Origin of the sequence: Methylobacterium aquaticum, from assembly GCF_001043915.1 — a bacterium.
GTDB lineage: Bacteria > Pseudomonadota > Alphaproteobacteria > Rhizobiales > Beijerinckiaceae > Methylobacterium > Methylobacterium aquaticum.
Map to the genome: position 1 here is coordinate 1 of NZ_LABX01000138.1, position 24,538 is coordinate 24,538.

A 24,538-nucleotide genomic window follows, 5' to 3' on the forward strand; every position below is an offset into this window, starting at 1 on the left:
CGCATCCGCCGTGTCGGCGGTCGCCTTCGGCAGCAGGAAGCGCACCATCGCGCCGACCTGGTCCTTCTCGGCGTGGCCAGCGCCGACCACGGTCTTCTTCACCAGATTGGCGGCGTATTCGGCCACCGGCAGGCCGGCGAGCGCCGGCACCAGCAGGGCCACCGCGCGGGCATGGCCGAGCTTCAGGGTCGCCTGGGCGTCCTTGTTGACGAAGGTCTCCTCCACGGCGGCCTCGTCGGGCGTGAACGCGGCGACGACCTTGGTCAGGCCCTCGTGCAGGGCGCACAGCCGGGTCGCGAGGTCGTCGTCGCCGTTCGAGGTCACGGTGCCGCTCGCCACGAAGGCGAGGCGGGTGCCCGTGACGGTGATCAGGCCCCAGCCGGTGCGGCGCAGGCCCGGATCGATGCCGAGGATGCGGATCGGTTCGCTCATCGCCGCTCGAAGGTCCTTGCCGTGGGTGCAGGCGGCGCCCGCATCATGCCGAAAAACCGTTCCGGCGCGAAGAGCGCCGGGATTTAGCCGGGAAAACGCCGCTCCGCCAGCGCGGGACGTTCCGTGAACAGTGTTGCGCCCGGCACCCTTGACGAATCGTCACCGCGGGGGGCGTGGTGACCGGATGTCCCTCGACCTCGCCCCCCTGCCCCCCGTCGACGTCCTGCCGCTCGACGCCCGGGCCGCCACCCTGTTCCTCGCGGCCCTGGTCGGCGGGCTGGTGCGCGGCTTCACCGGCTTCGGCTTCGCGATGGTGTTCGTGCCGGTCGCGGCCGCGGCCGTGGGTCCCGCCGCGGCGGTCGGGCTGATCTGGGTCGTCGACGCGCCGTTCTCGCTGTGGTTCGGCGCCCGCTCGGCGCCGCGGGCGGTCTGGCGCGAGGTGGTGCCGCTCCTCATCGGCTCCACCCTCCTGCTGCCGGTCGGCGTCCAGCTCCTCACCCGTCTCGATCCGACGCTGACCCGCTGGATCACCGCCGGCGCCATCGTGATGGCGCTCGCCGCCCTGGTTTCGGGCTGGCGCTACAAGGCCGATCCGTCGCTGCCGCTCTCGCTCGCCACGGGGGGCGCCTCCGGGCTGGCGAGCGGGTTCGCGGCGCTCGGCGGCATGCCGCTCGCCGTCTTCTGGCTCGCCAGCCAGCGCGCCTCGGCGGCCCAGGTGCGCGACAACCTGATGGCCTATTTCGGCCTCTCGACCCTGGTCTCCGGCGTGGTGTTCACGGCGACCGGGGTAGTGACCGCGCCCCGCTTCGCCGAAGCCGTGCCGCTGCTCCTGCCCTACGGCCTCGGCCTCTGGGCCGGATCGCACGGCTTCCGCCATGCCTCCGACCGGATGTTCCGGGCGGTTGCCTATGCGGTGATCCTGGTGGCGGTCTGCCTGGCTTTGCCGCTCCGCTAGAGCACTGCCCGATCACGTTGCGATCGGGCAGTGCTCTAGGCATTTGATTTTGCCGCATTTTCTGCGACCAACCGGTGTCCACTTGGTCGGAAAATGCTCTAAGCAGATCTCGCCGAAGCGGTGACCGGGTCGGCGAAATCCGCTTAAGGCAGGCCGACCGGGTTCCGTCCCCGGCTTCGTCAGCGCTCGCCCTCCGCCACCGGCTCCCGCGCGCCCGCCGCCCGCGTCGCCACCAGGGCCCCCGCGACGATGAGCCCGCAAGCCAGCGCCAGCGACCAGGTGGCCGGAGCGTAGCCGGCGGCGACGAGGATCAGGGTGGAAAGCACCGGAGCGGCGTAGGACCCGACGCCGAGGAGGCGGATGTCGCCGCGCTTCACGCCGATGTCCCAGAGATAGAACGCCGCCCCGACCGGCCCGAGCCCCAAAGCCGCCACTGCCGCCCATTGCACGGCGCCTTGCGGCCACACCGTCTGCTCGACAGCGAGGTGGCAGATCAGGCTCAACGCCGCGGTGGCGAGGCAGAAGCCCGCCACCGCATCGGTCGGCACCGCGCCGACCCGGCGCGACAGCACCGAATAGCCCGACCACAGGAAGGCGCAGGCCAGGGCGGCGGCGTAGCCCGGCAAAGCGGCCGCCTCGAAGCTGAGCGAGCCGCGGCCCAGGAACAGCGTGACGACGCCGGCGAGGCCGAGCAGCGCCCCCGCGAGATGCGCCGCGCGCAAGCCCCCCTCCCCCGGCAGCAGGGCGGAGAACAGAACGATCAGAAGCGGCCAGAGATAGCTGATGAGCCCGGCCTCCGCTGGCGGCGCGAGGCGCAGGGCCGCGAAATAGAGCGCGTGGTAGCCGAACAGCCCGACGATCCCGAGCGCCCACACCGAGACCGGCTGGCGCAGGGCGGACAACCCCGAGGGCCGCACGACCCAGCTGGCGCAGCCGAGGAGCCCGCCGACCAGGAAGGTCATGGCGGCAAGCTGGAACGGCGGCACCGCGCCGGAGGCGGCAGTGAACAGGGCGAGCAGCGACCAGAGCAGGATGGCGCCGGAGCCGATCAGGGTGGCGGTGCGGATCGTCATGCGATCGCCCTACCATGCCCGAGCCTGCCGGCTCACCCGGAAATCGGGTCGGAGAGCGCATCTCGGCCGGTTTCGCCGAAACGGTCACCGGTTCGGAGGCATAAATCTGCGATCGAACAAGACCCTCAGCCGGCGAAGCGTTGGCCTGCCAACGCACGTCTGCTACGCGAGAGGAACGCGCCGTGATCGAACTCGCCCCCGGGCTGATCCACCATCCGGGCTATCTCGACGCCGCGGCGCAGGACGCGCTCGCATCGGACCTCGCGGCGGTTCTGCGCGAGGCCCCGCCCTTCACCCCGGTGATGCCGCGCACCGGAAGGCCGTTCTCGGTGCGGATGACCAATTGCGGCCCCCTCGGCTGGGTGTCCGACCGGGCCGGCTACCGCTACCAGGCGGCGCATCCGGAGACCGGCCGGCCCTGGCCGGCAATGCCGGCGGCGGCCTTGCACGCCTGGGCCGCGCTGGCCGGCTGCCCGGCCGGACCGGAAGCCTGCCTCGTCAACCTCTACGCGCCGGGCACCCGGATGGGGCTGCACCAGGATCGGGACGAGGCGGACTTCGCGGCCCCCGTCCTCTCGCTGTCGCTGGGGGCCACGGCGCTCTTCCGCTTTGGCGGCCTCTCCCGCTCCGACCCGACCCGCTCGGTGCGGCTCGCCTCCGGCGATGCCCTGGTGATCGGCGGGCCCTCGCGCCTGATCTTTCACGGCATCGACCGCATCATGCCCGCCGACCTTCTCGCGCCTGCCTCCGGGCCGGTCCTGCCCGAGGCTGTGGCGGCGGGCGGGCGCCTCAACCTGACCTTGCGGCGCGTCTCGGCGCTCCGCCGCGCTTGACAGCGGAGCGCGCACGGCCGACGCATCCGACGAATCCGCCGCCCGAACCCGGGCGGCCTCTCCTCCGAACCGAGACGAGTCTGATGTCGACGAGTCCCCTGTCGCTGCGCCTCCCGGCGCTCCTCTCCTGCCTCCTGACCGGTCTCCTGACCGGTCTCCTGGGCCTGCCGGCCGGGGCACTGGCGGCCGATCCGGTCTATCCGCCCGGCTCGCGCTTCGGCTTCGCGCCGGCCAAGGAGATGGTGGTGTCGCGCCGCTTCACGGGCTTCGAGCGGCAGGGCGGCGGCGCCACGGTGTCGGTGGTCGAGCTGCCGCCCCAGGCTTACAAGGACCTGACCACCAACTTCACCGACGAGAACCTGAAGAGCCAGGGCCTGGTGGTGAAGACGCGCCAGACCCTGACGCTCGCCGATGGGCGCGAGGGCCTGCTGGTCTCCGGCGAGCAGCCGGTCGAACCGTCCACCGGCGCGCCGGCCCTGCACAAGTGGGTCTTCCTGGTCTCGGACCCGACCGTCACCGGCATCATCATCGGCCAGACCCTGCCGGCCGCCGAATCCGACGAGGCGATGCGCGCGATGCTGACCAGCGTGCGGGTGCGCCCGGCCCTCACCCTCGACCAGCAGGTCGCGGCCCTGCCCTTCCGGGTCGTCGACACTGCGGGCTTCCGCCCGGTGCGGGTGCTGGGCGGCAACTCGGTGCTCTACACCGACGGGCCGAAGGACCAGATGATGAACCTGGAGCAGCCGATCCTGGTCCTGGCCGAGGCGGTGCAGCCGGCGCCGTCCGCCGAGCAGCGCGACGCCTTCGCGAAGGCCGCGCTCTACTCGAACCAGACGATGAAGGACTTCGCGATCGAGCGTTCGCAGAGCTTCCGCCAGAACGGCGCCGACTGGCACGAGATCGTGGCGCGGGCCGTCGACGTGCCCTCGGGCACGCCCGTGGTCGTGTCCCAGACCATCCGCTTCCAGCCCGACGGCTATTTCCGCGCCGTCGGCGTGGTCCGGGCCCAGGACCGCGAGGCGATGCTGCCGCGCTTCCGCAAGGTGGTGGACAGCGTCACGTTCTGAGCGATCGTTCCCTCCACGGCCTCGGCGCGAGGTCGTGGAGGGGAAGGCGGCACCGAGCCGGGGTCAGAGCCGCGCCCGCGGATCGTGCCGCCCGAGCCGCTCCAGCAGGTAATCGACCTCGGCCTTCGCCGTCGCCGAGAGGCCGCCGCCGGGCTTGCGCTGGGCGTCCGAGGCCAGGATGCCGCGGCGCATCAGCACGTATTTGCGCACCGCGAGGCCAAGCCCCGGCTGCTGCTCGTAGCGCAGAAGCGGCAGATGGGCATCGAAGATGTCGTGGGCGCGGTCACGCTCGCCGGCCTCGACGAGCCGCACGACATCGACCAGCATCTCCGGGAAGGCATAGCCGGTATTGGCGCCGTCGGCGCCGCGCTCGCACTCGAAGTCGAGGAAGAGGCCGCCATTGCCGCACAGGATCGAGATCCGGCGCATCGACCCGTCGCGCTGGAAGCCGCGCAGGGCCGAGATCTTCTCGAGTCCCGGCCAGTCCTCGTGCTTGAGCATGACGCAATTGGCGTTGTCGGCGACGATGCGGCGGATCACGCCCGGGGTCATCACCACGCTCAAGGTCAGCGGGTAGTCCTGGATCACGAACGGCACGTCGGGCCCGATCACCTCGGCGGCCTGGGCGTAGTAGCCGACGATCTGGTCGTCGGTGCGCAGGGACGAGGGCGGCGCGATCATCACGGCGGCGGCGCCCGCCTCCATCACCGCGCGGGTCAGCGAGCCCATGGCGGCGAAGCCCGGCGCCGAGACGCCGATGATGACCGGGAGCTTCGTCCGCCGGATCACCCGGGAGGCCACCGCGATCGCCTCGGCACCGTCGAGCTTGGGCGCCTCGCCCATCATGCCGAGCACGGTGAGGCCGGTGGCGCCGATCTCGCCGTAGAAATCGGTCATCCGGTCGATCGAAGCCTCGTCGATGCGGCCGTCCGGGTGGAACGGGGTCGGGGCGATGGGGAAGACGCCCTTCGCGTCGGGGGTGAGCCGCATGTCGTTTCCTCTCGGTGTCGCCGGACGATAGGTCCTGGGTGGCGGCCCGCGCAACCGCCGCGGGCGCCGGCCGCGTGCCCGACTCATGCAAGGCGGGGCAATCCGAAACGCGCTTGCCGCCGGGCTCCGGCTGGTGCTTCAAGAGCGGGATGTTCGTGACCGGCCGCGCCGTCGGCCCCGCGAGAGGAAGGCCCCGCATGTCCCGCATCGTCTACGTCAACGGCCGCTTCGTGCCCTTCGAGGAAGCGACGATCCCGATCATGGACCGCGGGTTCCTGTTCGCCGACGGCATCTACGAGGTGAGCGCGGTGCTCGACGGGCGCCTCGTCGACAACGAGGCCCACCTCGCCCGCCTCGACCGCTCGCTGGGCGAGATCGGCATCCGCAACCCCCACACCATCGCCGAGTGGACGGCGCTCGAGGAGGATCTGGTCACCCGCAACGGACTCCGGGAAGGTCTCGTCTACATGGAGGTCACCCGCGGCGTCGCCGAGCGCGACTTCGCCTTCCCGCCCGAGGGCACGCCGCCGACCGTGGTGATGTTCACGCAGGCGAAGAACGTCTCGGCGAATCCGCTCGCCGAGCGCGGCGCCAAGGTCATCTCCGTCGAGGACCTGCGCTGGAAGCGCCGGGACATCAAGTCGGTCGCCCTGCTGGCCCAGGTGCTGGCCAAGCAGCAGGCCGCCGCCGCCGGCGTGGCCGAAGCCTGGATGCACGAGGACGGCCTCGTGACCGAGGGCGGCTCCTCCACCGCCTTCATCGTCACCGAGGACGGCCGCATCGTCACCCGCCCGCTCTCGACGGCGCTCCTTCCCGGCATCACCCGCCGGGCGGTGATGCGGCTCGCCGAGGAGAACGGCCTGACGGTGGAGGAACGCGCCTTCACGATCGAGGAGGCCATCGGCGCCGCCGAGGCGTTCTTCACCTCGGCCTCCGCCTTCGTGATGCCGGTGATCGAGATCGACGGACAGCGCGTCGGCGGCGGCCAGCCCGGCCCGATGACCCGGCGCCTGCGCGAGCTGTACCTCGAGATGGCGAAGGCCGGCTGAGCATCCATCCGGCCGGCTGTGGAGCCCTGAAGCGTTCCTTGGATCGGGGACTGAGCCGACCGCGGAATGCCCGGGATATCCCTGGGCATTTCCATATTCTGCGATCGGCGTGAGCGCGGGACGCGGCCGCGTTGGTATCGCTCACCGATACATTTCGCTTGAACGGTGCGTATCGTTGTGCGATACTAATCGCCCACGAGGGGCCGCGGCGTGATCCGCAGCTTTACCAATGATCAAACCCGAGATGTGTTCGAGGGGCGGCACCCGAAAGGTATCCCGACCCACATTCTCAAGACGGCACGGCGCAAGCTCAACTATCTCGACGCGGCGACCTCCCTCGATGCGTTGAGGGTTCCACCGGGCAACAAGTTGCATCCATTGCTCGATGAGCGCGCAGGCCAGCACGCCATCTGGATCAACGACCAGTTCCGCTTGTGCTTTCGCTGGACCGAGACCGGACCGGAAGACGTTGAGATCGTGGACTACCACTAATCACCACTGTTGGGGCAGCGCCCCGCTCCTCTGGAGACAAAGTGGCATGAGCACCGAGTACGAGACCGATACAATCCTTCCGCCGATGCACCCTGGCGAGGTGCTGCGGGAAGAGTTCATGGTTCCGCTGAACCTGACGGCGTATGCGATCGCGAAGGCGTGTCGGGTGCCGCGGACCCGGATCGAGCGGATCGCCCGCGAGGAAATCGGCATCACCGCCGATACGGCCTTGCGACTCGGGCGCTACTTCGGAATGGACCCGCAGGTGTGGGTGAACCTTCAGAGCCAATTCGATCTTCTGACGGCCCGCAACGCGATCGGTGCGGACATCGACGAGATTCGACCGTTGGAGCGAGAGGTGGCCTGATACCAACGGTCGTTGAAAACGACCTTTGGTTCTGTTCTCGAATTTTCGCCAAGCCTCTGGCTTGACATCGAAAATTCGAGATGGGTCAACGGCCCGATGCGTCAGCATCTTGGGCCGTTGGTATGACACTGCGTCGCCGGGATGCGAAGCGCAGAGACGGATCGACATATGGGCGGTTGTAAAGCCAAGCGGAGCCGGAACCCTGAGGTGCCGGCCCGGTTTCCCACGGGAGACTCCATCCTTGGGAGAAACCGAATGTCCAAGCTGATGCGCGGCGGGCTGGCGATGCTGGCGATCGTCGCCGGCACGACCGCCGCCCTCGCCCAGTCGCCCGACGTGCCGCTGAAGGGGCGCGACCGCGACCCGAACCTGCCGCCCCTGAACCAGACCATCCCCGAGAAGGTGCGGCCCGGCGACGCGACCTCGAACGCCGACAAGTCCGACACCACCGGCTCGACCCTGAGCGACAAGCTCCAGCGCTCGGACGGCGTGATCAAGCCGCCGGCCACCGGCACGCCCGACATGACGGTGACGCCGCCGGAGCCGACCCCGAACTCGACCCCGGTGATCAAGCCGGGCGAACTGCCGGGCCATGGCCCGAATACCGAGGCGAAATAAGGCCGGTCCCGGCCGTCGCTTGATTTCCCGGCCGGGATCGCCGAAGAGCGCAGATGCGTGACACCATCCGCAGCCGATCAGCCCCGCGCCATCCCCGCGCCGGGGCTTTTCGCGCGGCGGGCAGGGACGGGTAGCGGTGATATGGCGAACGTCGTCGTCGTGGGCGCCCAATGGGGCGACGAGGGCAAGGGCAAGATCGTCGACTGGCTCTCAGAGCAGGCCGACGTGGTGGTGCGCTTCCAGGGCGGGCACAATGCCGGCCACACCCTCGTGATCGACGGCGTGACCTACAAGCTGTCGCTCCTGCCCTCGGGCGTGGTGCGCGGCGGCACGCTCTCGGTCATCGGCAACGGCGTGGTGGTCGATCCCTGGCACCTCGTCGAGGAGATCGCCCGGATCGGCCAGCAGGGCGTGGCGATCACGCCCGAGAACCTGCGCATCGCCGACAATGCGACCCTGATCCTGCCGCTGCACCGCGAACTCGACCATTTCCGCGAGACCTCGAACGCGATTCTGAAGATCGGCACCACCAAGCGCGGCATCGGCCCGGCCTACGAGGACAAGGTCGGCCGCCGGGCGATCCGCGTCGTCGACCTCGCCGATGCCGAGATGCTCGACGCCAAGATCGGCCGGCTGCTCGCCCACCACAACGCCCTGCGCCGGGGCCTCGGCATCGAGGAGATCGACGGCGCGGCGCTGAAGGCCGAGCTTCTGGCCATCGCGCCAAAAATCCTGCCCTTCGCCGATACGGTGTGGTCGCTCCTCGACGATGCCCGCCGCTCCGGCCAGCGCATCCTGTTCGAGGGCGCGCAAGGCGCGCTCCTCGATGTCGACCACGGCACCTATCCCTACGTGACCTCGTCGAACATCGTGGCGGCGCAGGCGGCCACCGGCTCGGGCCTCGGCCCGGGGGCGATCGGCTACGTGCTCGGCATCGTCAAAGCCTATACCACCCGGGTCGGCGAGGGGCCGTTCCCGACCGAACTCACCGACGCGATCGGCGAGCGGCTCGGCGAGCGCGGCCGGGAATTCGGCGTCGTCACCGGGCGCAAACGCCGCTGCGGCTGGTTCGACGCCGCCCTGGTGCGCCAGACCGTGCGGACCTCGGGGATCGACGGCATCGCGCTCACCAAGCTCGACATCCTCGACGGGTTCGACACGATCCAGATCTGCACCGGCTACCGCCTCGACGGCCGCGAGATCGACCACCTGCCGGCAAGCCAGGCCGACCAGGCCCGGGTCGAGCCGATCTACGAGGCGTTCGAGGGCTGGAGCGAGACCACCGCGGGAGGCCGCTCCTGGGCCGACCTGCCGGCCCAGGCGATCAAGTACGTGCGCCGGATCGAGGAGCTGATCGGCGCGCCCGTGGCCCTGCTCTCGACCTCGCCGGAGCGCGACGACACCATCCTGGTCCACAACCCCTTCGAGGATTGAGGGGAATCCTGCGCATACAGGCGGGTGATGCTTGACGCCCGCCGTCCCGCACGACAAGGCATGCGGCGACCATGGCCGATTACTATCCCCTGCTCGCCCGTGCCCTCGAGGCCCTGCCCGACCGTTCGCCCGATTTGCGGCACACGGTCTATGAGCGCGCCCGCGCGGCCCTGATCGGCCAGCTTCGCTCCCTCGATCCGCCCCTGTCGGAGGCCGATATCGAGGCGGAACGCCGCTCCCTCGACCGGGCGATCGCCCGGCTCGAGAGCGAGCATGGCGGGCAGCCCGCCCCGGAGCAGGCCCGGCCGGAGCCCATTCCCCCAGTGCCGACGCCGCAGGACGCCCTGCCTCCGCCGGCGGCCAGGACGCTCCCGGACGACACGGCGCCCCGGGCCCGCACCACGCCGCCCGCCCCGCTGCCCGAGCCGCCGGCCGCGCACCACGCCGACGCCCTGCCGGAGGCCGGCCCGCCGGTCGAGCTGAAGCTGCCGCCGGCCCGGCCGCGCAGCCACGAGCCGGCCGAGGAGGCGGGGCCCGCTGACGCCGGCCTCGCGGCCCCGCAACGCCCCCGCCTCGACGTGGTGGCGCCGAAGCGCGACCGCTCTCGGCTGGTGCGCAACGGCATCGTGGCGGCGGTGCTGGTGGCGGTGGTCGGCGCCATCGCGGTCACCGCCTGGACCTTGCGCGACAACCCCGCCGCCCTGCCGACGGGCTTCGCCGAGAACGGCCCCAACCGCCCGGCCGAGAACCAGGATTCGAAATTCGCCGACCGGGTCGGCGGCGAGCGGGCACCCGCACCGGCCCCGGCATCCGCCGCCGCGCCGCAAGGCAGCGCCGCGCCCCGCCCGTCGCCGACGCCCGACATCCCGGTCGCCCAACGCGGCACTCTCTACGAAGAGAACAGCACCCCGAACGGTCCGCCGAAGGCGACGCAGGCCCGGGCGGTCTGGCGCCTCGATGCGGTGAATGCCGGCCAGGGCCAGCCGCTCCAGACCGTGGTGCGCGGCACCATCGACGTGCCAGAGGCGGGCCTGAGCCTGGCGATGGTCCTGCGCCGCAACACCGACGCGACCCTGCCGGCCTCGCACATCCTCGAACTCACCTTCACCTCGACCGACCCGAACCGGACGGTCCGCGACGTCGGCCTGATCCAGTTCAAGGACGACGAGGCCGGGCGCGGCTCCCCCGTCTCCGGCCTGCCGGTGCCGGTGCGCGACAACCTGTTCCTGATCGGCCTCTCGAACCTCAAGGCCGATATCGAGCGCAACACCGACCTGATGCTCAAGCGCAACTGGATCGACCTGCCGATCCGCTACGCCAACGGCAACCGGGCGATCCTGACCTTCGAGAAGGGCAATGCCGGGGAGAAGGTGCTGCGGGAAGCGTTCGAGCAGTGGCGGCCGTGAGACGAAATCCGGACGTGATCGTCCGGATTTCGTAGTCGGTCGGATTGCCTACGAGTCGCCGACATCACGCCGCCCGGACGGTCGCCAGGAAGCGGACGACCTCGGCCGAGAGATGCTCGGACTGGCGCGACAGCTCGGAGGCCGAGGCCAGGACCTGATGCGCCGCTGCGCCGGTATCCTCGGAGGCGCGCGCCACGCCCGCGATGTTGCCGGTCACCTCAGTGGTCCCGCTCGCGGCCTGGGCCACGTTGCGGACGATCTCCTGGGTCGCCGCGCCCTGCTGTTCCACCGCCGACGCGATGGAGGCAGTGACGCCGTTGATCTCCCGGATCCGCCCGGCGATGGCATCGATCGCGCCGACCGCCTGGCCGGTCACGCCCTGGACATGGCCGATGCGCTGGCCGATCTCCTCGGTGGCCTTGGCGGTCTGGGAGGCAAGCTCTTTCACCTCGGCCGCCACCACGGCGAAGCCCCGGCCGGCCTCGCCGGCCCGGGCCGCCTCGATCGTGGCGTTCAGCGCCAGCAAGTTGGTCTGGCCGGCGATCGACGAGATCATTCCGACCATGGCGCCGATCTGCTCGGCGGCCTGGGCGAGGTCCTGCACCAGCTGCGAGGTCTGGTCGGCCTCGGCAACGGCGGCCTGAGCGACGCCGGCCGATCCGGCAACCTGCCGGCTGATCTCCTGCACCGAGGCCCCCAGTTCCTCGGCCGCGGCCGCCACCGTGCCGACATTGGCTGCCGCCTCGTCCGCCGCTGCCGCGACGGTGGTCGATTGCGACGCCGTCTCGGACGCGGTCGCGGTCATCTGCTGGGCCGTCGCCTGGAGCTCAGTGGCCGAGGACGAGACGATGCCGACGATGCCGCCCACCGCCCGCTCGAACCCGTCGGCCAGTTCGATCATCGTGCGCTTGCGCTCGCGCGCGCCGGCCTCGTCGGCGAGGCGCCGGATCTCGGCCTCCTCGGCGGCCTTGCGCGCCATCATTGTCTTGATGTCCTCGACCGCGCGGCCGACGGCGCCGATCTCGTCGCCGCGCCGGGCCTCCCGGATCTCCGCCGCGACGTCGCCCGCGGCCATGCGCCGGAGCACCGAGACCAAGTTGCCGAGGGGGCGGATGATGCTCAAGACCGCGATCAGGGTCGCCGCGAGGAGGCCGGCCAGAAGGCCGCAAGCGCTGAGGACGATCAGGCTTTGGCGGGTGGCGTTGGTCTCGTCGGTCAGACCGTCCGAGCCCTTCTCCATGTAGGCGCGGATGTCGTCGGCGAGTTTCGTACCCTCGGTGACCATGGCGTCGAAGGTCGGGTCGATGAGCCGATGCACGAGATCGAGCGCTTCGGCGTTACGGTTGGCGGTTCCGAGGCGACGCACCTCGGACACGTCCCGGACGAAGCGGTCGATGCGGGCCACCTGCGCGTCGATGCGCGCCGCGAAGGACGGTGCCTCGGTGCGCAGGTCGGCGAGCACCGCCTTCACACCCGGCAGGGCGGCCTCGAACCCCGCATTGGCGCGCTGCATCTGGTCGGTCTCGGTCTCGGCGATGACGCGATAGACCCAGTAATTCAGCTCGAAGGCGAGGTGGTTCGTGCGTCGAGCGGTCGCGACGGCGCGGGCCTCCCGGTTGATGAAGAGGCTGTAGGCATCGTCGATGGTCGTCATCCGAGCCTGTGCGTACCAGACGCAACCACCGCCAATCAAGCCGATCAGCACGACGATGCTGACGATTTTGTTCAGGATCTTGAATTCTGGCAAGCGGATCATTTGTTCGGCCTCAATTTACTTGTTTCTGATCTGTATCAATTAATTACCGGTAAAAGAAAAAGTTACAGATAGTTTCGTTGGGTCCATGATAGAACAAAAATGTGTTAGATCGTAGTTAGATGTTTGCGCTATCGAGATATTTTCTAGTATTTATGGTCAAAGCGAATCGCAAAAATTAATTTATCTGCGCATATAATTAGGCTGCATTTGCAGACTGCAAAGACGCGGGAGGCAATCAACAACCGACCTCAGGTCATCGACGTGGGATCGGCATCGGTTTTATCGAATCGAGTGGAGAGGCCGGCCTGGGGAACGAGATGCGAGCCTTCGATCGCCGGGCTGGTGAAGGAACCGTGCGGGCCGCGGATCGGTGCAGGCACATGGGCGCATGGCGGTCCATCTCCGGAGCGGCTGGGAGCGGGCGATCGGGCGCATTAAGCTGAACGCTCTCGCGAGGCGCCGATCCGCCTTCGCGGCGCTCCGTTCTCCGTCCGACGCCAGCCCGGCGTTGAATCCCCCTGCCATGATGACCCTGCCGTGATGACCCTGCCATGACCGGTGCCGTCCTGCTGGCCCTCCTGCCGGTTGTTCTCCTCACCGCCCTCGGCCTTCTGTTGCGCCGCCGCGGCTTCCTCGCCGAAAGCTTCTGGCCGCAGGCCGAGCGGCTCGGCTATTTCGTTCTGCTGCCGAGCCTGTTCTTCCACAGCCTCGCCACCGCCCGGGTCGAGGCGGTGCCGGTCGGCGCGCTCGCCCTGACGCTGATCCTCTCGACCGTGATCGTCGCGGCCCTCGTGATCGCGCTGCGGCCGGTCCTCCGGGTCGACGGGCCGGCCTTCACCTCGGTGTTCCAGGGCAGCGTGCGATTCAACAACTACGTCGGGGTCACGCTCGCCGCCGGCCTGTTCGGCCAGACGGGCATCGCGCTGGCGGCGATCTGCAATGCGGCGATCGTACCGACGGTCAACATCCTGTGCGTGCTGGTCTTCGCCCGCCACGGCGCGGCGCGGCTGACGCCGCGGGGCATCATTCGACAGCTCGCCACCAACCCGCTGATCGTGTCGTCGCTGGCCGGGATGGCGGTCCGGCTCCTCGGCTGGGGCCTTCCGGTCGGCCTGGAGCCCGCCCTGCGGACGCTCGGCGCCGCCTCCCTGCCGATCGGCCTGCTCTGCGTCGGGGCGGCGCTCGACTTTTCGGGCGCTCGGGCCTGGATCGGGCCGGTGGTCTCGGCCTCGGCCATGAAGTTCCTGGCGATGCCGGCGGCGACCGTGCTGGTGGCGATGGGCCTCGGGCTGCACGGGCCGGCCCTCACCACGGCCCTGCTGTTCCAGGTGCTGCCCACCGCCTCCTCGGCCTACATCCTGGCGCGCCAGCTCGGCGGCGATGCGCCGCTGATGGCCGGCATCACGGCGGTGCAGACCGTCCTGGCGATGGTGGCGATGCCGCTGGTGCTGATCGGCCTGACGGCTTGCGGGGTCGTGCCGGCCCTTTAAGCCGGCACCCCCGCCCGCGGCGCCTCACGGGTGGCGAGATTGCGCTTGACCGCATCCTGCACCTTCTCGAAGGCCCGCACCTCGATCTGGCGCACCCGCTCGCGGGAGACGCCGAACTCGCTGGAGAGATCCTCCAGGGTGATCGGGTCGTCGGCGAGGCGGCGGGCCTCGAAGATCCGGCGCTCGCGCGGGTTGAGCACGCCGAGCGCGTCCTTAAGGGCGGCGAGCCGGTTCTGGCCCTCCTGCTCTCGGGCGAGCACGGTCTCCTGGGTCGGGCTGTCGTCGACGAGCCAGTCCTGCCACTCGCCCTCGCCCTCCTCGCGCAGGGGGGAGTTGAGCGACGCATCGCCGCCGAGGCGGCGGTTCATGTCGATCACGTCCTGCTCGGGCACGCCGAGGCGGGTGGCGATCTGCTTGACCTGGTCGGGGCGCAGGTCGCCCTCGTCGAGGGCCGAGATGCGGCCCTTGGCCTTGCGCAGGTTGAAGAACAGCTTCTTCTGGTTCGCGGTCGTGCCCATCTTCACGAGCGACCACGAGCGCAGAATGTATTCTTGAATCGCCGCCTTGATCCACCACATCGCGTAGGTAGCGAGGCGGAACCCCTTGTCGGGGTCGAAGCGCTTGACGGCCTGCATCAGGCCGACATTGCCCTCGGACACCACCTCGCCGATCGGCAGGCCGTAGCCGCGATAGCCCATGGCGATCTTGGCCACGAGCCGCAGATGGGAGGTCACGAGCTTGTGGGCGGCGTCACGATCGCCATGTTCGCGCCAGCTCTTGGCGAGCATATACTCCTCCGTCGGCTCCAGCATCGGAAACCGGCGGATCTCGTCCAGGTAGCGCGACAGGCCCCCTTCATTGGCGAGCACGGGAAGTGCAGCAGCCATTCCAACCTCCTGAATGCTCCCCTCGACGATATGGGCGAGCGCGAACGACCCCCGCTGGCCAGTCGTTCGATCCGCCACCTTATCAGAGAGCGGTCCGGCCCGGTAGCGACGGGTGTGGCGACTAACGCATGAGCCGGCGTTTCGGACGGCCGTGGCGGTTCGCCGCGTGCGGTGCCGCACGGCTCCCGAGTGGGTCCACCAGAGCGAGTCCACCGCGGCCTCTCCGTCAATCGAACGTCCGGGCGGGGAGGTTTCGTCCCGCCGGGCGGCCGAATTCAGGGCGTCAGCGCGGCGATCAGCCGGGCCATGTCGGCCGGCGGCGGGCTCTCGAAGCGCAGGGAGTCGCCGGTGCGGGGATGGCGGAAGCCGAGGAGCGCCGCATGCAGGGCCTGGCGGCCGAGCGCATCGAGCGCCGCCCGGGCTTCGGGCTCCAGGCGGTTCGCCTTGGTGCGGAACGCCGCGCCATAGACCGCGTCCCCGAGCAGGGGATGGCCGCGATGGGCCAGATGCACGCGGATCTGGTGCGTGCGCCCGGTTTCGAGCCGGCAGCGCACCAGCCCGACCGGCTCCTGCATCCCCAGCATGGCCTCGATGCGGTAATGGGTGATCGCGTGGCGGCCGCGTTCCTCCCGCACCACCGCGATCTTCTCGCGGTTGCGCTCCGAGCGGGCGAGCGCGGCATCGATCGTGCCGATGGCGGGCTCCAGCCTGCCCCAGACCAGGGCCAGATAGGCCCGCTCCAGGGGCCCGGTGCGGCCGTGATCGGCGAATTGCGCCGAGAGGTCCTGGTGGGCGAGGTCGGTCTTCGCCACCACCATCAAGCCGGTCGTGTCCTTGTCGAGGCGATGCACGATGCCGGGCCGCGCGACTCCGCCGATGCCCGACAGGCTCGCCCCGCAATGGGCGAGCAGCGCGTTGACGAGCGTGCCGCTGTCGTTGCCCGCCCCCGGATGCACGACGAGCCCCGCCGGCTTGTCGATCACGATCAGGTCGTCGTCCTCGTAGACCACGGTGAGGTCGCGGGCCTCCGGCTCCGGCTCGGCCGGGCGCGGCGGCGGCACCGTTACGGCGACGCGCTGGCCGCCCGTGACCTTGGCGGAAGGGTCGCCGATGGTCGCGTCCTCCAGGGTCACCTGTCCGTCGCGGATCAGCGCCTGCAAGCGGCTGCGCGACAGGTCCGGCCACAGCCGCGCCAGGGCCCGGTCCAGGCGCTCGCTCCCCTCCCCCGGCGGGATCACTCCCTCCCGCACCTCTACCTCCCGAACTTGGGCCTCTCGAACCTGGGCCTCCCGAACCTGGGCCTCGCTCAAACCGTCTCTCCCGCGCCATCTCCGAAAACGCAGCCGGGATACGATTTCGGGCTTGTGCCCGTCCAGGCCCGTGGCTATACACCCGCCATCCCGCCCGGCAAGCTCCCATCGTCTAGCGGTCTAGGACGTCGCCCTCTCACGGCGAAAACAGGGGTTCGAGTCCCCTTGGGAGCGCCACGGCCGGAGAGTCCTCCGACGCTTCATCGTTCGCAAAGTCCGGCTGCTCCGCGGTTCGGTCGTGCCGCCGGAGCCCGTCCCGCGCGGCGCCTCAGGCCGCCGCCTCCAGATCGCCGAGGAAGCCGAGGAACGCCGTCCCGGGCAGCGGCCGGCTCACGTGGTAGCCCTGGACCTGCCCGCAGCGCTCCGCCGCCACGAAGGCGTATTGCTCGGCGGTCTCGACCCCCTCCACCGTCGTCGCCATGCCGAGGCCCGCCCCCATGGCGATGATCGCCCGCACGATCGCGGCGCTCTCGGCATCGTCCGGGAGCAGGCGGACGAAGGACCGGTCGATCTTGATCTTCGAGAAGGGGAAACGGCGCAGGTAGCTCAGCGAGGAGTAGCCCGTCCCGAAATCGTCCATCGCGAGGCCGACGCCGGTCGCCCGGAGCTTGGTCAGCATCATGAGGGTGCGCTCCTCGTCGTCGAGGAGGACGCCCTCGGTGATCTCGAGCTCCAGGCGGTCGGCCTCCAGGCCCGTTGCCCGCAGGGTCTCCGCCACGGTCTCCGGCAGCCGATCGTCGCGGAACTGCACCGGCGACAGGTTGACGGCGACCTTGATCTCTCGCGGCCACGACACCGCCTGCAGGCAGGCAGTGCGCAGTACCCAGGCGCCGAGCGGCATGATGAGTCCGGTCTCCTCGGCCAGGGGGATGAAGTCGGCCGGGGAGACCAGCCCCTGCTCCGGGTGACGCCAGCGGACGAGCGCCTCCGCCGCCGTCACCGCCCCGGTCCGCACGTCGACGAGGGGCTGGAAGTGCAGTTCGAACTCGCCGGCGCCGAGGGCGCGGCGCAGGTCGGCCTCGAGCCGGCTGCGGGCCTGCATCCGCTCGGCCATGGCCGGCTCGAACATCCGGAAGGTCCCCTTGCCCTCCGCCTTGGCCTTGTACAGGGCGAGGTCGGCGTTGCGCAGCAGTTCCTCGGCCCCGCCGGTGGCGTCGCAGGCCATGGCGACGCCGACGCTGACACCGACATGGACGAGTTGCCCGTCGAGCAGGAAGGGGCGGTCGATCGCCGCGACGATGCGCGCGGCGACGGCCCGGGGCTGGCCGGCCTCCGCGACCCCGAGCAGGAGAATGGCGAATTCGTCGCCGCCGAAGCGGGCGACGACGTCCGCCTCGGCGACGGCGGATCGCAGGCGCGTGGCGACCTTGCGCAGGAGCGCGTCCCCCATTCCGTGCCCGAGCGTGTCGTTGACGAACTTGAAGCGGTCGAGATCGAGCATCAGCACGGCGATGCCGCTCTCCTGGCCGGCATCCCGGGTCCGCTGGACGGCGGCATGGTGCGCCAAAAGGTCGCCGAACCGCGCCCGGTTGGCCAGTCCGGTAACGACGTCGGTGAAGGCGAGCGTGCGCAGCCGGGCCTCGGAGCGCAGGCGCTCCCGCTGGTCGCGGAAGGCGACGACGGTCTGGCGCTTGTGGCCGATCGCGATGTCCTTGCGCAGCACCCGCACCGGCACGCCCTGCCCGCCCGCGTCGACGAGCTCGGCGTCGCGCTCCTCCTGCTCCGGCAGGTCGGCGAGAACGAGGCCGGGCAGCAGCCGGGCGATGCCGCAACCGATCAGCTCTCCCTGGGAGAGGCCCGACAGCAGCTCGAGGCTCCGGTTGGCCGTGGTGATCCTGCCGGCGTCGTCACAGACCGCGAGCCCCTCGAGCGCCAGGCTGGCGAGCTCGCGCAAGCGCTCGCGGTCCCGGCGCATCTGCGCCCGCGCCGCCAGGGTCATGCGCAGCCCGACGAAGGCGAGCACCAGGAGGCTGACCGAGACGGTCGCGATGATGGGGGCGATCGTCGACGGGGCGATCGCGGTGGCCGGCAGCGGCACCCGCGGGTCGTAGGTCAGGCTCAGCGCCGTCATCCCGCAGAGGTGTAGGACGACGATCGAGCCGAGAATCAGCGGGACGGCGGCACGGCGCAGGACCCGGCTGCGCTCGCCGGCGGCGACCATCCCGAGACCCGACAGGGCAAGGCTCGCCAGGACCGAGCCGGCCACGAGGCTGAGATCCCACGCGACCTGCCCGGTCACCCGGTAGGACGCCTGACCGACATAGTGCAGGGCCGTCACGCCGAGCCCCAGGATCGCCCCGGCCGCGAAGCGGCGCAGGCGCCGGCGCTGGCCGAGGGTGAGCCCGACGCCCGCGCCGATGCCCCCGATCACCAGGAGGAGGGAGAGCGCGGTCAGGACCGGTTCGAAGCCGGCCTCCATGCCGGGCTCGAAGGCCAGGAGGGCGATCATGTGCGTCGCCCAGGCGGTGCAGCCGGAGGCGACGATGCTGGCGAGCGCCCATTGGCGCCGCGCCGGGCCCTCTGAGCGGGCGGCGTGCGAGGCGATCGCCGACGCCGCGTAGACGCCGATCGCGCAGACGGCGGCGGCGAGGAACAGGATTTTTCCGTCATGACCCTGCATGACGCACGTCAAGATTGCCTGCATCGCGACCTCTCTCGCTCCGAGAGAGGCTGAAAATCTTAATTTCGAGCGACGTCGGACGCGGGATCATCGTCGGAAGACCCAGAGAGAGCCTTATTTTCGCGCACGCTTAACATGTGCCGCGACGACGGCGCCTGTCTGGCCCCGCGCCCATCGCCCTGGCGGGCGCTCGAAGCGCAACGGCAGGTGCTCGCGCGGGCCGTGCCGGCGAGCAGCACCGGTGACGAGAGAACGGCTCGACGCTCCGAGGAGCCGCGTGGCCGGCGATCGTTCGAGCGTCGCCGCGCTACTCCGCTCGCCGAGCGGGCAGACGCTCGCGCTCGATGCTCCTCGCGCAGAAGGATCCGTGGAGGCCGATGGCCTGACGGTTCAGTGATCGTGTCCGTGCTCCGGCAGGCTCAGGCCGAAATGCGCCACCAGGTCCTGCACCTGTGCCGGGGTCAGGTGGCGCGGGTTGAGGTTGCGCAGGAGCAGGTAGAGCCTGGCGGTCTCCTCCAGCTCCTCGGTGGCGAAGACCGCCGCCTCCAGGCTGTCGCCGGCCACAACCGGCCCGTGATTGGCCAGCAGCACCGAGGAATACTGCCCGGCGAGGCCCCGGATCGCATCGGCCACCGCCGGGTCGCCGGGGCGGAAATACGGCACCAGGGCCACCGCGCCGGCCCGCATCAGGCTGTAGGGGGTCAGCGGCGGCAGCACGGCGCGGGGGTCGATCTCCGGCAGCATCGAGACCGCGACGGCGTGGGTGGAATGGAGATGCACGATCGCCCGGGCCGAGGCCCGGCTGTCGTAGAGGGCGCCGTGGAGGGGAATTTCCTTGGTGGGCGTGTCGCCCGACAGGAGCCGCCCGTCGCGGTCGAGGCGGGAGATCCGGGCCGGATCGAGGAAGCCGAGCGAGGCGTTGGTTGGCGTCACCAGCCAGCCGCCGTCGTCGAGCCGCAGCGAGATGTTGCCGGAGGAGCCCGGCGTCAGGCCGCGCTCGAACAGCGAGCGGCCGAAGCGGCAGATCGCCTCGCGCAACGCCGATTCGCTCATCGCCGACACATCCGTCACGCCGTCGCTCCCTCGATCAGTTCGAAGCCGAGATCCACCACCGTCGCCGGCCCCCCGGCACAGAGGAGCCGCGCCGCCGTCGCGCCGGCCTCGACCCGCGGGGTGCGGATGGTGGCCAGCGGCTGCGGCATCAGCCGGCCGACATCGAGGCCGTTATAGCCGAACAGGGCCAGCCGGTCCGGCACCGCGAGGCCGCCGGCGAGGCAATGGAAATAGCCGCCGAGCGCCATGTCGTCGTTCGAGAAATAGGCCGCGTCGAGGTCCGGCACCCGGGCGAGCAGGGAAGCCAGGCCGTGCCGGCCGGATTCGACCGAGGACGGCGTCGCGACGCGCTCCTCGCCGGCCAGCGCCAGCCCGGCCTGGCCCAGGGCCTCGCGGAAGCCGGCATAGCGCTTGGCGGCGCGTTTGTCCTTCGAGAGGTCGTGGCCGATATAGCCGATGCGGCGATAGCCGCGGCCGGCGAGGTGGCGGGCGCTCGCCTCGCCGGCGGCGCGGTTGGAATAGCCGACCACGATGTCGAGCCCCGGCCCGTCGGTGTCGAGGAGTTCCGCCACCCGCACGCCGCTGGCGAGCAGGCGCCGCCGCGTGCCCGGATTGTGCTCGAGCCCGGTGACGATCAGCCCGGCCGGGCGCCAGCTCAGGAGCGAGCCGACCACCGCCTCCTCGCGGTCCTGGTCGTAATCGGTGACGGCGATGACCGACTGGAACCCCTCCTGGTCGAGGGCCGCCGTCGCGCCACGCAGGAGATCGGGGAAGACGATGTTGGTGAGCGACGGGATGACGATGCCGATCAGCCGCGAGCCGGTCGACGCCAGCGTCCCGGCGATGCGGTTCGGCACGTAGCCGAGGCGCGTCACCGCCGCCTCGACCCGGGCCCGGGTCTTCTCCGAGAACGAGCCGTGGCTGCGCAGCACCCGCGACACCGTGCTTTCGCCGACCCGCGCCTCGCGGGCGACGTCCGCCAGGGTGATCGGGCGCCGGGCAACCCCCTCCCGCAACCCGTCCTCGTCGTCCGCGAAGACCTCGTTGCGCCCCTCGTCCATCCGCCCTCCCCTTTCCCCGGCACCTTGTCACGGACGCTCGGGGCCGCCACGATGTCATGGTTCCCGGGCCGGCTCAATGGATCCATGATCCACATTGGCAGCGCTGCCAATTCGATGCTAGAGCGGGGACGACGGCGCGGCATCAGATCGCGCGAGATCCGGGCCGGTCACGGTCCGCAGGGAGGACAGGCATGAGCGACACACCCGCCCGCGTCGCGGTGATCGGTCTCGGCTCGATGGGCTACGGCATGGCGCAGGCCCTGCGCCGGGCCGGCCTCGACGTCGCCGGCAGCGACGTCGCACCGGATAACGTGGCGCGCTTCGTCGCCGAGGGCGGGCGCGGCGCGGCGAGCCCGGCGGAAGCGGCGGCGGAGGCGGGGATCGTGGTCTGCGTCGTCGTCAACGCGGCCCAGACCGAGGCGGTCCTGTTCGGGCCGGACGGCGCCGCGGCGGCGATGCCGGAGGGTGCGGTGTTCGTCTCCTGCGCCACCATGGACCCGGAGATCGCCCGCCGCCTCGCCGCGAGGCTGGAGGCCACGGGCCGCCACTATCTCGATGCGCCGATCAGCGGCGGCGCCCAGCGCGCCGCCCAAGGAGAGCTGACGATCCTGGCCTCGGGCAGCCCCGCGGCCTTCGCGCGCGCCAAGCCCGCCCTCGACGCCATGGCGGCCAAGCTCTACCAACTCGGCGACGCCGCCGGCCAGGGCGCGGCGTTCAAGATGATCAACCAGTTGCTGGCCGGCGTGCACATCGCCGCGGCCAGCGAGGCGATGGCCTTCGCCGCCCGCCAGGGCCTCGACTTGCGCAGGGTCTACGAGGTCATCACGGCGTCCGCCGGCAATTCCTGGATGTTCGAGAACCGCATGCCGCACGTGCTCGACGGCGATTACGCACCGCGCAGCGCGGTCGACATCTTCGTCAAGGATCTCGGCATCGTGCAGGACATGGCGCGGGCCCAGACATTCCCGGTGCCGGTGGCGGCGGCCGCCCTCCAGATGTTCCTGATGGCATCGGGCGCCGGCATGGGCCGCGACGACGACGCCTCGGTGGCGCGGATCTACGCCCAGGTGACCGGGACGGCGTTGCCGGGCGGGGCGGGCTGACGCGCCAGGTTCCCATCTAACGCAGTGATGCCCTCCGCATCATCCCGTGGCTGCCCATCGTATGGGAGAGGCGCAAGGTCTCCTCTCCCCGACAGATCCCGGGCCTGCCCGGGAGCAGCAAGCGACGGACGACGTCGGTCAAGCCCGACGTCGTTGCGGAGGAAGGAGATACCCGCGCCACCCATTTCCCCGGATAGCCCTGGGGGATGCCGTGGACATGGTGGCACCGTCGCGTGCCTTGGGCCGTTCGGGGCGGTTCGACGACAGGCGCACGCCCGCCAGGGCGGCGGCGCCCCACACCGATCAAGGGAGGACCTTCATGCCGCGCTTCGCCGCGAACCTGACCCTGATGTTCACCGAAGTCCCGTTCCTCGATCGCTTCGCGCAAGCCGCGGAAGCCGGGTTCGAGGCGGTCGAGTTTCTGTTTCCCTACGACCACCCGCCCGAGGCGATCGGCGAGCGGTTGCGGGCGCACGGCCTGACCCAGGCCCTGTTCAACCTGCCGCCCGGCGATTGGGCCGCGGGCGAGCGCGGGCTCGCGGCGCTCCCCGACCGGTTCGAGGAGCTGAAGGACGGAGTCGAGACGGCGCTGGCCTATGCCCGCGCGACGGGCGTGACACGCCTGCACCTGATGGCCGGCATGGCCGACCGGACCGACCCCGCGGCGCAAGCATCCTACCGCCGCGCCGTCGCCTGGACGGCGGAGCGCTTAGGCATGGAAGGGCTCGACCTCGTCCTCGAGCCGATCAACGCCCGCAACATGCCGGGCTACTTCCTCAACGATTTCGGGTACGCCGCCGACCTGATCCATGGCCTGGCGCTGCCGAACCTGAAGCTGCAATTCGACCTCTACCATTGCCAGATCCTGCATGGCGACGTGACGATGCGGCTGCGGGCGCTGATGCCGATGATCGGCCACGTCCAGACCGCGAGCGTGCCGGAGCGGCACGAGCCCGGCAGCGGCGAGATGAACGACGCCGTCCTGTTCGCCGAGCTGGACCGTCTCGGCTATGACGGCTTCATCGGCTGCGAGTACAACCCGCGGGCCGGTACGCGCGCCGGCCTCGGCTGGTTCGACGCCTACAAGGGAGCACGGGCATGACCCTGGCGCTGGGCTGCATCGCCGACGACTATACCGGCGCCTCCGACCTCGCCAACACCCTGACCAAGGCGGGTCTGCGGACGGTGCAGACCATCGGGGTGCCGGCGGACGATCTCGCGCTGCCCGAGGTCGATGCCGTCGTGGTCTCGCTCAAGAGCCGGTCGATCCCCGCCGAGGAGGCAGTGGCGCGCTCGCGCGAGGCCGCCGCGTGGCTGACCGCAAGGGGCGCCGGCCACCTGCTGTTCAAGGTCTGCTCGACCTTCGATTCGACCGATGCCGGCAATATCGGCCCGGTCACCGATGCGCTGCGCGAGGATGCCGGCGAGGCAATCGCGCTCGTCACCCCGGCCTTCCCGGAGACGGCGCGCACGGTCTATCTCGGCCATCTCTTCGTCGGGGCGGTGCCGCTCGCCGAGAGCCCGCTGAAGGACCATCCCCTCAACCCGATGCGGGATTCGAATCTCGTGCGGGTGCTGGCCCGCCAGAGCCGGGCGGGAGTCGGGCTGATCGACCTCGCGACGGTGGCGAAAGGGGGTGACGCCGTGAGCGCGCGCCTCGACGCGCTCGCCCGGGACGGCAAGGGGGCGGCGATCGCCGATGCGGTGCTGGACCGCGACCTCGCGGTGCTGGGCGCCGCGGCGCTCACCCGAAAGATCTCGACCGGCGCCTCGGGCCTCGGCCTCGGGCTTGCCCGCGCCCTGGTGGCGGCGGGCCGGGTCGCTCCCGCCGCCGCGGATACCGATCTCGGCGGCCCGATCGGCGGCCGGGCGGCCTGCCTCGCCGGCAGTTGCTCGCAGGCGACCCTCGGGCAGATCGCCCGGGCCGAGGCCGCGATGCCGGTCCGCCGCCTCGATCCCGCGCGGCTGCTCGCCGGCGAGGACGAGGCCGGCGCGGCGCTCGCCTGGGCGATGGAGCGGATCGGCGACGGTCCGGTGCTGATGGCCAGCAGCGCCGGTCCGGAGGACGTGGCGGCGGTCCAGGCGCGCTACGGCCGCGACGCCGCCGGCCACGCCATCGAGGCCGCGATGGCGCGGATCGCCGAGGGACTCGTGACCCACGGGGTGCGCCGGCTGGTGGTGGCCGGCGGCGAGACCTCCGGCGCCGTGGTCGACCGCCTCGGGCTGCCGGCCTTCCGCGTCGGCCCCGAGATCGCCGCCGGCGTGCCGGTGCTGCGCACCACTGACCGGGACATGTGGCTGGCACTCAAGTCGGGCAATTTCGGCGGGCCGGACTTCTTCGCCGATGCGCTCACGTTGATGCCGTAAGCCGAAGTCGCGACACCCGCTCTCCCACCCGCGACCTCATCCTGAGGTCGCGGGTGGGAGAGCGGGACCGACAGTGCTCCGGCCGGTCGGACGGCCGCATGCCTGCGGAACGACGTTATCCGTTAGAGCGCTTCACGATTGCGTTGCCATCGCGAAGCTTCTCTCGCTGTTTGAT

General features: G+C 70.8%; 22 protein-coding genes and 1 tRNA gene. 14 read left to right on the top strand and 9 right to left on the bottom strand.

Features of this window, described 5'->3' with window-relative positions; translation table 11 throughout:
- Window positions 1-432: crossover junction endodeoxyribonuclease RuvC (ruvC, locus tag VP06_RS17850; protein WP_048465133.1), on the bottom strand; the 432-nt coding region annotated here is incomplete at its 3' end.
- Between the two features lie 184 nt (window positions 433-616).
- On the opposite strand from ruvC, the gene VP06_RS17855 reads away from it, so the two are divergent.
- Window positions 617-1,387, top strand: coding sequence for a sulfite exporter TauE/SafE family protein (locus VP06_RS17855; RefSeq protein ID WP_053081896.1), 771 nt, complete (start codon window positions 617-619; stop codon window positions 1,385-1,387).
- A gap of 179 nt (window positions 1,388-1,566) precedes the next feature.
- Here the strand turns inward: VP06_RS17855 and yddG are convergent, their stop codons facing one another.
- The gene (gene yddG, locus VP06_RS17860) at window positions 1,567-2,460 is read right to left on the bottom strand and encodes an aromatic amino acid exporter YddG (RefSeq protein WP_048465134.1); all 894 of its coding nucleotides are present in this window, start codon (window positions 2,458-2,460) and stop codon (window positions 1,567-1,569) included.
- Window positions 2,461-2,642: 182 nt separating this feature from the next.
- On the opposite strand from yddG, the gene VP06_RS17865 reads away from it, so the two are divergent.
- The gene (locus VP06_RS17865) at window positions 2,643-3,293 is read left to right on the top strand and encodes an alpha-ketoglutarate-dependent dioxygenase AlkB (protein WP_082167471.1); all 651 of its coding nucleotides are present in this window, start codon (window positions 2,643-2,645) and stop codon (window positions 3,291-3,293) included.
- Between the two features lie 83 nt (window positions 3,294-3,376).
- Window positions 3,377-4,360, top strand: coding sequence for a hypothetical protein (locus VP06_RS17870; protein WP_245291222.1), 984 nt, complete (start codon window positions 3,377-3,379; stop codon window positions 4,358-4,360).
- Window positions 4,361-4,423: 63 nt separating this feature from the next.
- Here the strand turns inward: VP06_RS17870 and VP06_RS17875 are convergent, their stop codons facing one another.
- Window positions 4,424-5,350, bottom strand: a complete 927-nt coding sequence (locus VP06_RS17875) for a dihydrodipicolinate synthase family protein (RefSeq protein ID WP_048465136.1) — start codon at window positions 5,348-5,350, stop codon at window positions 4,424-4,426.
- 197 nt (window positions 5,351-5,547) lie between these two features.
- Here VP06_RS17875 and VP06_RS17880 point away from each other — a divergent pair, with 197 nt between their 5' ends.
- The 6 genes from VP06_RS17880 (at window position 5,548) to VP06_RS17905 (ending at window position 10,716) form a co-directional block, all read left to right on the top strand.
- Window positions 5,548-6,399: a D-amino-acid transaminase gene (locus VP06_RS17880; protein WP_048465137.1), complete on the top strand. Its 852-nt coding sequence runs from the start codon at window positions 5,548-5,550 to the stop codon at window positions 6,397-6,399.
- Window positions 6,400-6,609: 210 nt separating this feature from the next.
- Window positions 6,610-6,891 (top strand): type II toxin-antitoxin system RelE/ParE family toxin, encoded by a 282-nt coding sequence (locus VP06_RS17885; protein WP_048465138.1) that lies wholly within the window; start codon window positions 6,610-6,612, stop codon window positions 6,889-6,891.
- Window positions 6,892-6,937: 46 nt separating this feature from the next.
- Window positions 6,938-7,258 carry a HigA family addiction module antitoxin gene (locus VP06_RS17890; RefSeq protein WP_048465139.1) on the top strand — a complete coding sequence of 107 codons (321 nt, stop codon included), beginning with the start codon at window positions 6,938-6,940 and terminating at the stop codon, window positions 7,256-7,258.
- A 255-nt stretch (window positions 7,259-7,513) separates the two neighbouring features.
- On the top strand, window positions 7,514-7,876 hold the full coding sequence (locus tag VP06_RS17895; RefSeq protein WP_048465140.1) for a hypothetical protein: 363 nt from the start codon (window positions 7,514-7,516) through the stop codon (window positions 7,874-7,876).
- A 141-nt stretch (window positions 7,877-8,017) separates the two neighbouring features.
- Complete coding sequence (locus tag VP06_RS17900) at window positions 8,018-9,310, top strand: adenylosuccinate synthase (RefSeq protein WP_048465141.1); 1,293 nt, start codon at window positions 8,018-8,020, stop codon at window positions 9,308-9,310.
- Window positions 9,311-9,381: 71 nt separating this feature from the next.
- Window positions 9,382-10,716 (top strand): hypothetical protein, encoded by a 1,335-nt coding sequence (locus VP06_RS17905; protein WP_048465142.1) that lies wholly within the window; start codon window positions 9,382-9,384, stop codon window positions 10,714-10,716.
- Between the two features lie 64 nt (window positions 10,717-10,780).
- On the opposite strand, the gene VP06_RS17910 is transcribed toward VP06_RS17905, so the two are convergent.
- Entirely contained in the window at window positions 10,781-12,472 is a 1,692-nt protein-coding gene (locus VP06_RS17910; RefSeq protein WP_048465143.1) for a methyl-accepting chemotaxis protein, read from the bottom strand.
- Window positions 12,473-13,023: 551 nt separating this feature from the next.
- Here VP06_RS17910 and VP06_RS17915 point away from each other — a divergent pair.
- Window positions 13,024-13,962, top strand: coding sequence for an AEC family transporter (locus VP06_RS17915; RefSeq protein WP_048465144.1), 939 nt, complete (start codon window positions 13,024-13,026; stop codon window positions 13,960-13,962).
- On the opposite strand, the gene rpoH is transcribed toward VP06_RS17915, so the two are convergent.
- Complete coding sequence (rpoH, locus tag VP06_RS17920) at window positions 13,959-14,849, bottom strand: RNA polymerase sigma factor RpoH (RefSeq protein WP_048426417.1); 891 nt, start codon at window positions 14,847-14,849, stop codon at window positions 13,959-13,961. The two genes, VP06_RS17915 and rpoH, sit on opposite strands and share 4 nt — an antisense overlap.
- Before the next feature lie 275 nt (window positions 14,850-15,124).
- Window positions 15,125-16,159, bottom strand: a complete 1,035-nt coding sequence (locus VP06_RS17925) for an RluA family pseudouridine synthase (RefSeq protein ID WP_048465145.1) — start codon at window positions 16,157-16,159, stop codon at window positions 15,125-15,127.
- Window positions 16,160-16,260: 101 nt separating this feature from the next.
- Between VP06_RS17925 and VP06_RS17930 the strand changes: the two genes are divergently transcribed.
- Window positions 16,261-16,336, top strand: a tRNA-Glu gene (locus VP06_RS17930).
- 91 nt (window positions 16,337-16,427) lie between these two features.
- On the opposite strand, the gene VP06_RS17935 is transcribed toward VP06_RS17930, so the two are convergent.
- The 3 genes from VP06_RS17935 to VP06_RS17945 form a co-directional block, all read right to left on the bottom strand.
- Complete coding sequence (locus VP06_RS17935; RefSeq protein WP_245291223.1) at window positions 16,428-18,791, bottom strand: bifunctional diguanylate cyclase/phosphodiesterase; 2,364 nt, start codon at window positions 18,789-18,791, stop codon at window positions 16,428-16,430.
- A gap of 378 nt (window positions 18,792-19,169) precedes the next feature.
- The gene (gene otnC / locus VP06_RS17940) at window positions 19,170-19,832 is read right to left on the bottom strand and encodes a 3-oxo-tetronate 4-phosphate decarboxylase (protein WP_048465153.1); all 663 of its coding nucleotides are present in this window, start codon (window positions 19,830-19,832) and stop codon (window positions 19,170-19,172) included.
- A 14-nt stretch (window positions 19,833-19,846) separates the two neighbouring features.
- Entirely contained in the window at window positions 19,847-20,893 is a 1,047-nt protein-coding gene (locus VP06_RS17945; protein WP_048465147.1) for a LacI family DNA-binding transcriptional regulator, read from the bottom strand.
- 191 nt (window positions 20,894-21,084) lie between these two features.
- Here VP06_RS17945 and ltnD point away from each other — a divergent pair, with 191 nt between their 5' ends.
- The 3 genes from ltnD (at window position 21,085) to otnK (ending at window position 24,363) form a co-directional block, all read left to right on the top strand.
- Window positions 21,085-21,996, top strand: coding sequence for an L-threonate dehydrogenase (gene ltnD / locus VP06_RS17950; protein WP_048465148.1), 912 nt, complete (start codon window positions 21,085-21,087; stop codon window positions 21,994-21,996).
- Window positions 21,997-22,315: 319 nt separating this feature from the next.
- Entirely contained in the window at window positions 22,316-23,098 is a 783-nt protein-coding gene (gene otnI / locus VP06_RS17955) for a 2-oxo-tetronate isomerase (RefSeq protein ID WP_048465149.1), read from the top strand.
- Window positions 23,095-24,363 (top strand): 3-oxo-tetronate kinase, encoded by a 1,269-nt coding sequence (gene otnK / locus VP06_RS17960; protein ID WP_048465150.1) that lies wholly within the window; start codon window positions 23,095-23,097, stop codon window positions 24,361-24,363. Before otnI ends, otnK begins: the two co-directional genes overlap by 4 nt.
- Window positions 24,364-24,538 lie beyond the last annotated feature (175 nt).

Bases quoted from the DNA above. Each gene is read 5' to 3' on its own strand.
- VP06_RS17855 (WP_053081896.1), top strand. From the start codon at position 617: ATGTCCCTCGACCTCGCCCCCCTGCCCCCCGTCGACGTCCTGCCGCTC.
- yddG (WP_048465134.1), bottom strand. From the start codon at position 2,460: ATGACGATCCGCACCGCCACCCTGATCGGCTCCGGCGCCATCCTGCTC.
- VP06_RS17870 (WP_245291222.1), top strand. From the start codon at position 3,377: ATGTCGACGAGTCCCCTGTCGCTGCGCCTCCCGGCGCTCCTCTCCTGC.
- VP06_RS17875 (WP_048465136.1), bottom strand. From the start codon at position 5,350: ATGCGGCTCACCCCCGACGCGAAGGGCGTCTTCCCCATCGCCCCGACC.
- VP06_RS17880 (WP_048465137.1), top strand. From the start codon at position 5,548: ATGTCCCGCATCGTCTACGTCAACGGCCGCTTCGTGCCCTTCGAGGAA.
- VP06_RS17890 (WP_048465139.1), top strand. From the start codon at position 6,938: ATGAGCACCGAGTACGAGACCGATACAATCCTTCCGCCGATGCACCCT.
- VP06_RS17895 (WP_048465140.1), top strand. From the start codon at position 7,514: ATGTCCAAGCTGATGCGCGGCGGGCTGGCGATGCTGGCGATCGTCGCC.
- VP06_RS17900 (WP_048465141.1), top strand. From the start codon at position 8,018: ATGGCGAACGTCGTCGTCGTGGGCGCCCAATGGGGCGACGAGGGCAAG.
- VP06_RS17905 (WP_048465142.1), top strand. From the start codon at position 9,382: ATGGCCGATTACTATCCCCTGCTCGCCCGTGCCCTCGAGGCCCTGCCC.
- VP06_RS17910 (WP_048465143.1), bottom strand. From the start codon at position 12,472: ATGATCCGCTTGCCAGAATTCAAGATCCTGAACAAAATCGTCAGCATC.
- VP06_RS17915 (WP_048465144.1), top strand. From the start codon at position 13,024: ATGACCGGTGCCGTCCTGCTGGCCCTCCTGCCGGTTGTTCTCCTCACC.
- rpoH (WP_048426417.1), bottom strand. From the start codon at position 14,849: ATGGCTGCTGCACTTCCCGTGCTCGCCAATGAAGGGGGCCTGTCGCGC.
- otnC (WP_048465153.1), bottom strand. From the start codon at position 19,832: ATGAGCGAATCGGCGTTGCGCGAGGCGATCTGCCGCTTCGGCCGCTCG.
- VP06_RS17945 (WP_048465147.1), bottom strand. From the start codon at position 20,893: ATGGACGAGGGGCGCAACGAGGTCTTCGCGGACGACGAGGACGGGTTG.
- ltnD (WP_048465148.1), top strand. From the start codon at position 21,085: ATGAGCGACACACCCGCCCGCGTCGCGGTGATCGGTCTCGGCTCGATG.
- otnI (WP_048465149.1), top strand. From the start codon at position 22,316: ATGCCGCGCTTCGCCGCGAACCTGACCCTGATGTTCACCGAAGTCCCG.
- otnK (WP_048465150.1), top strand. From the start codon at position 23,095: ATGACCCTGGCGCTGGGCTGCATCGCCGACGACTATACCGGCGCCTCC.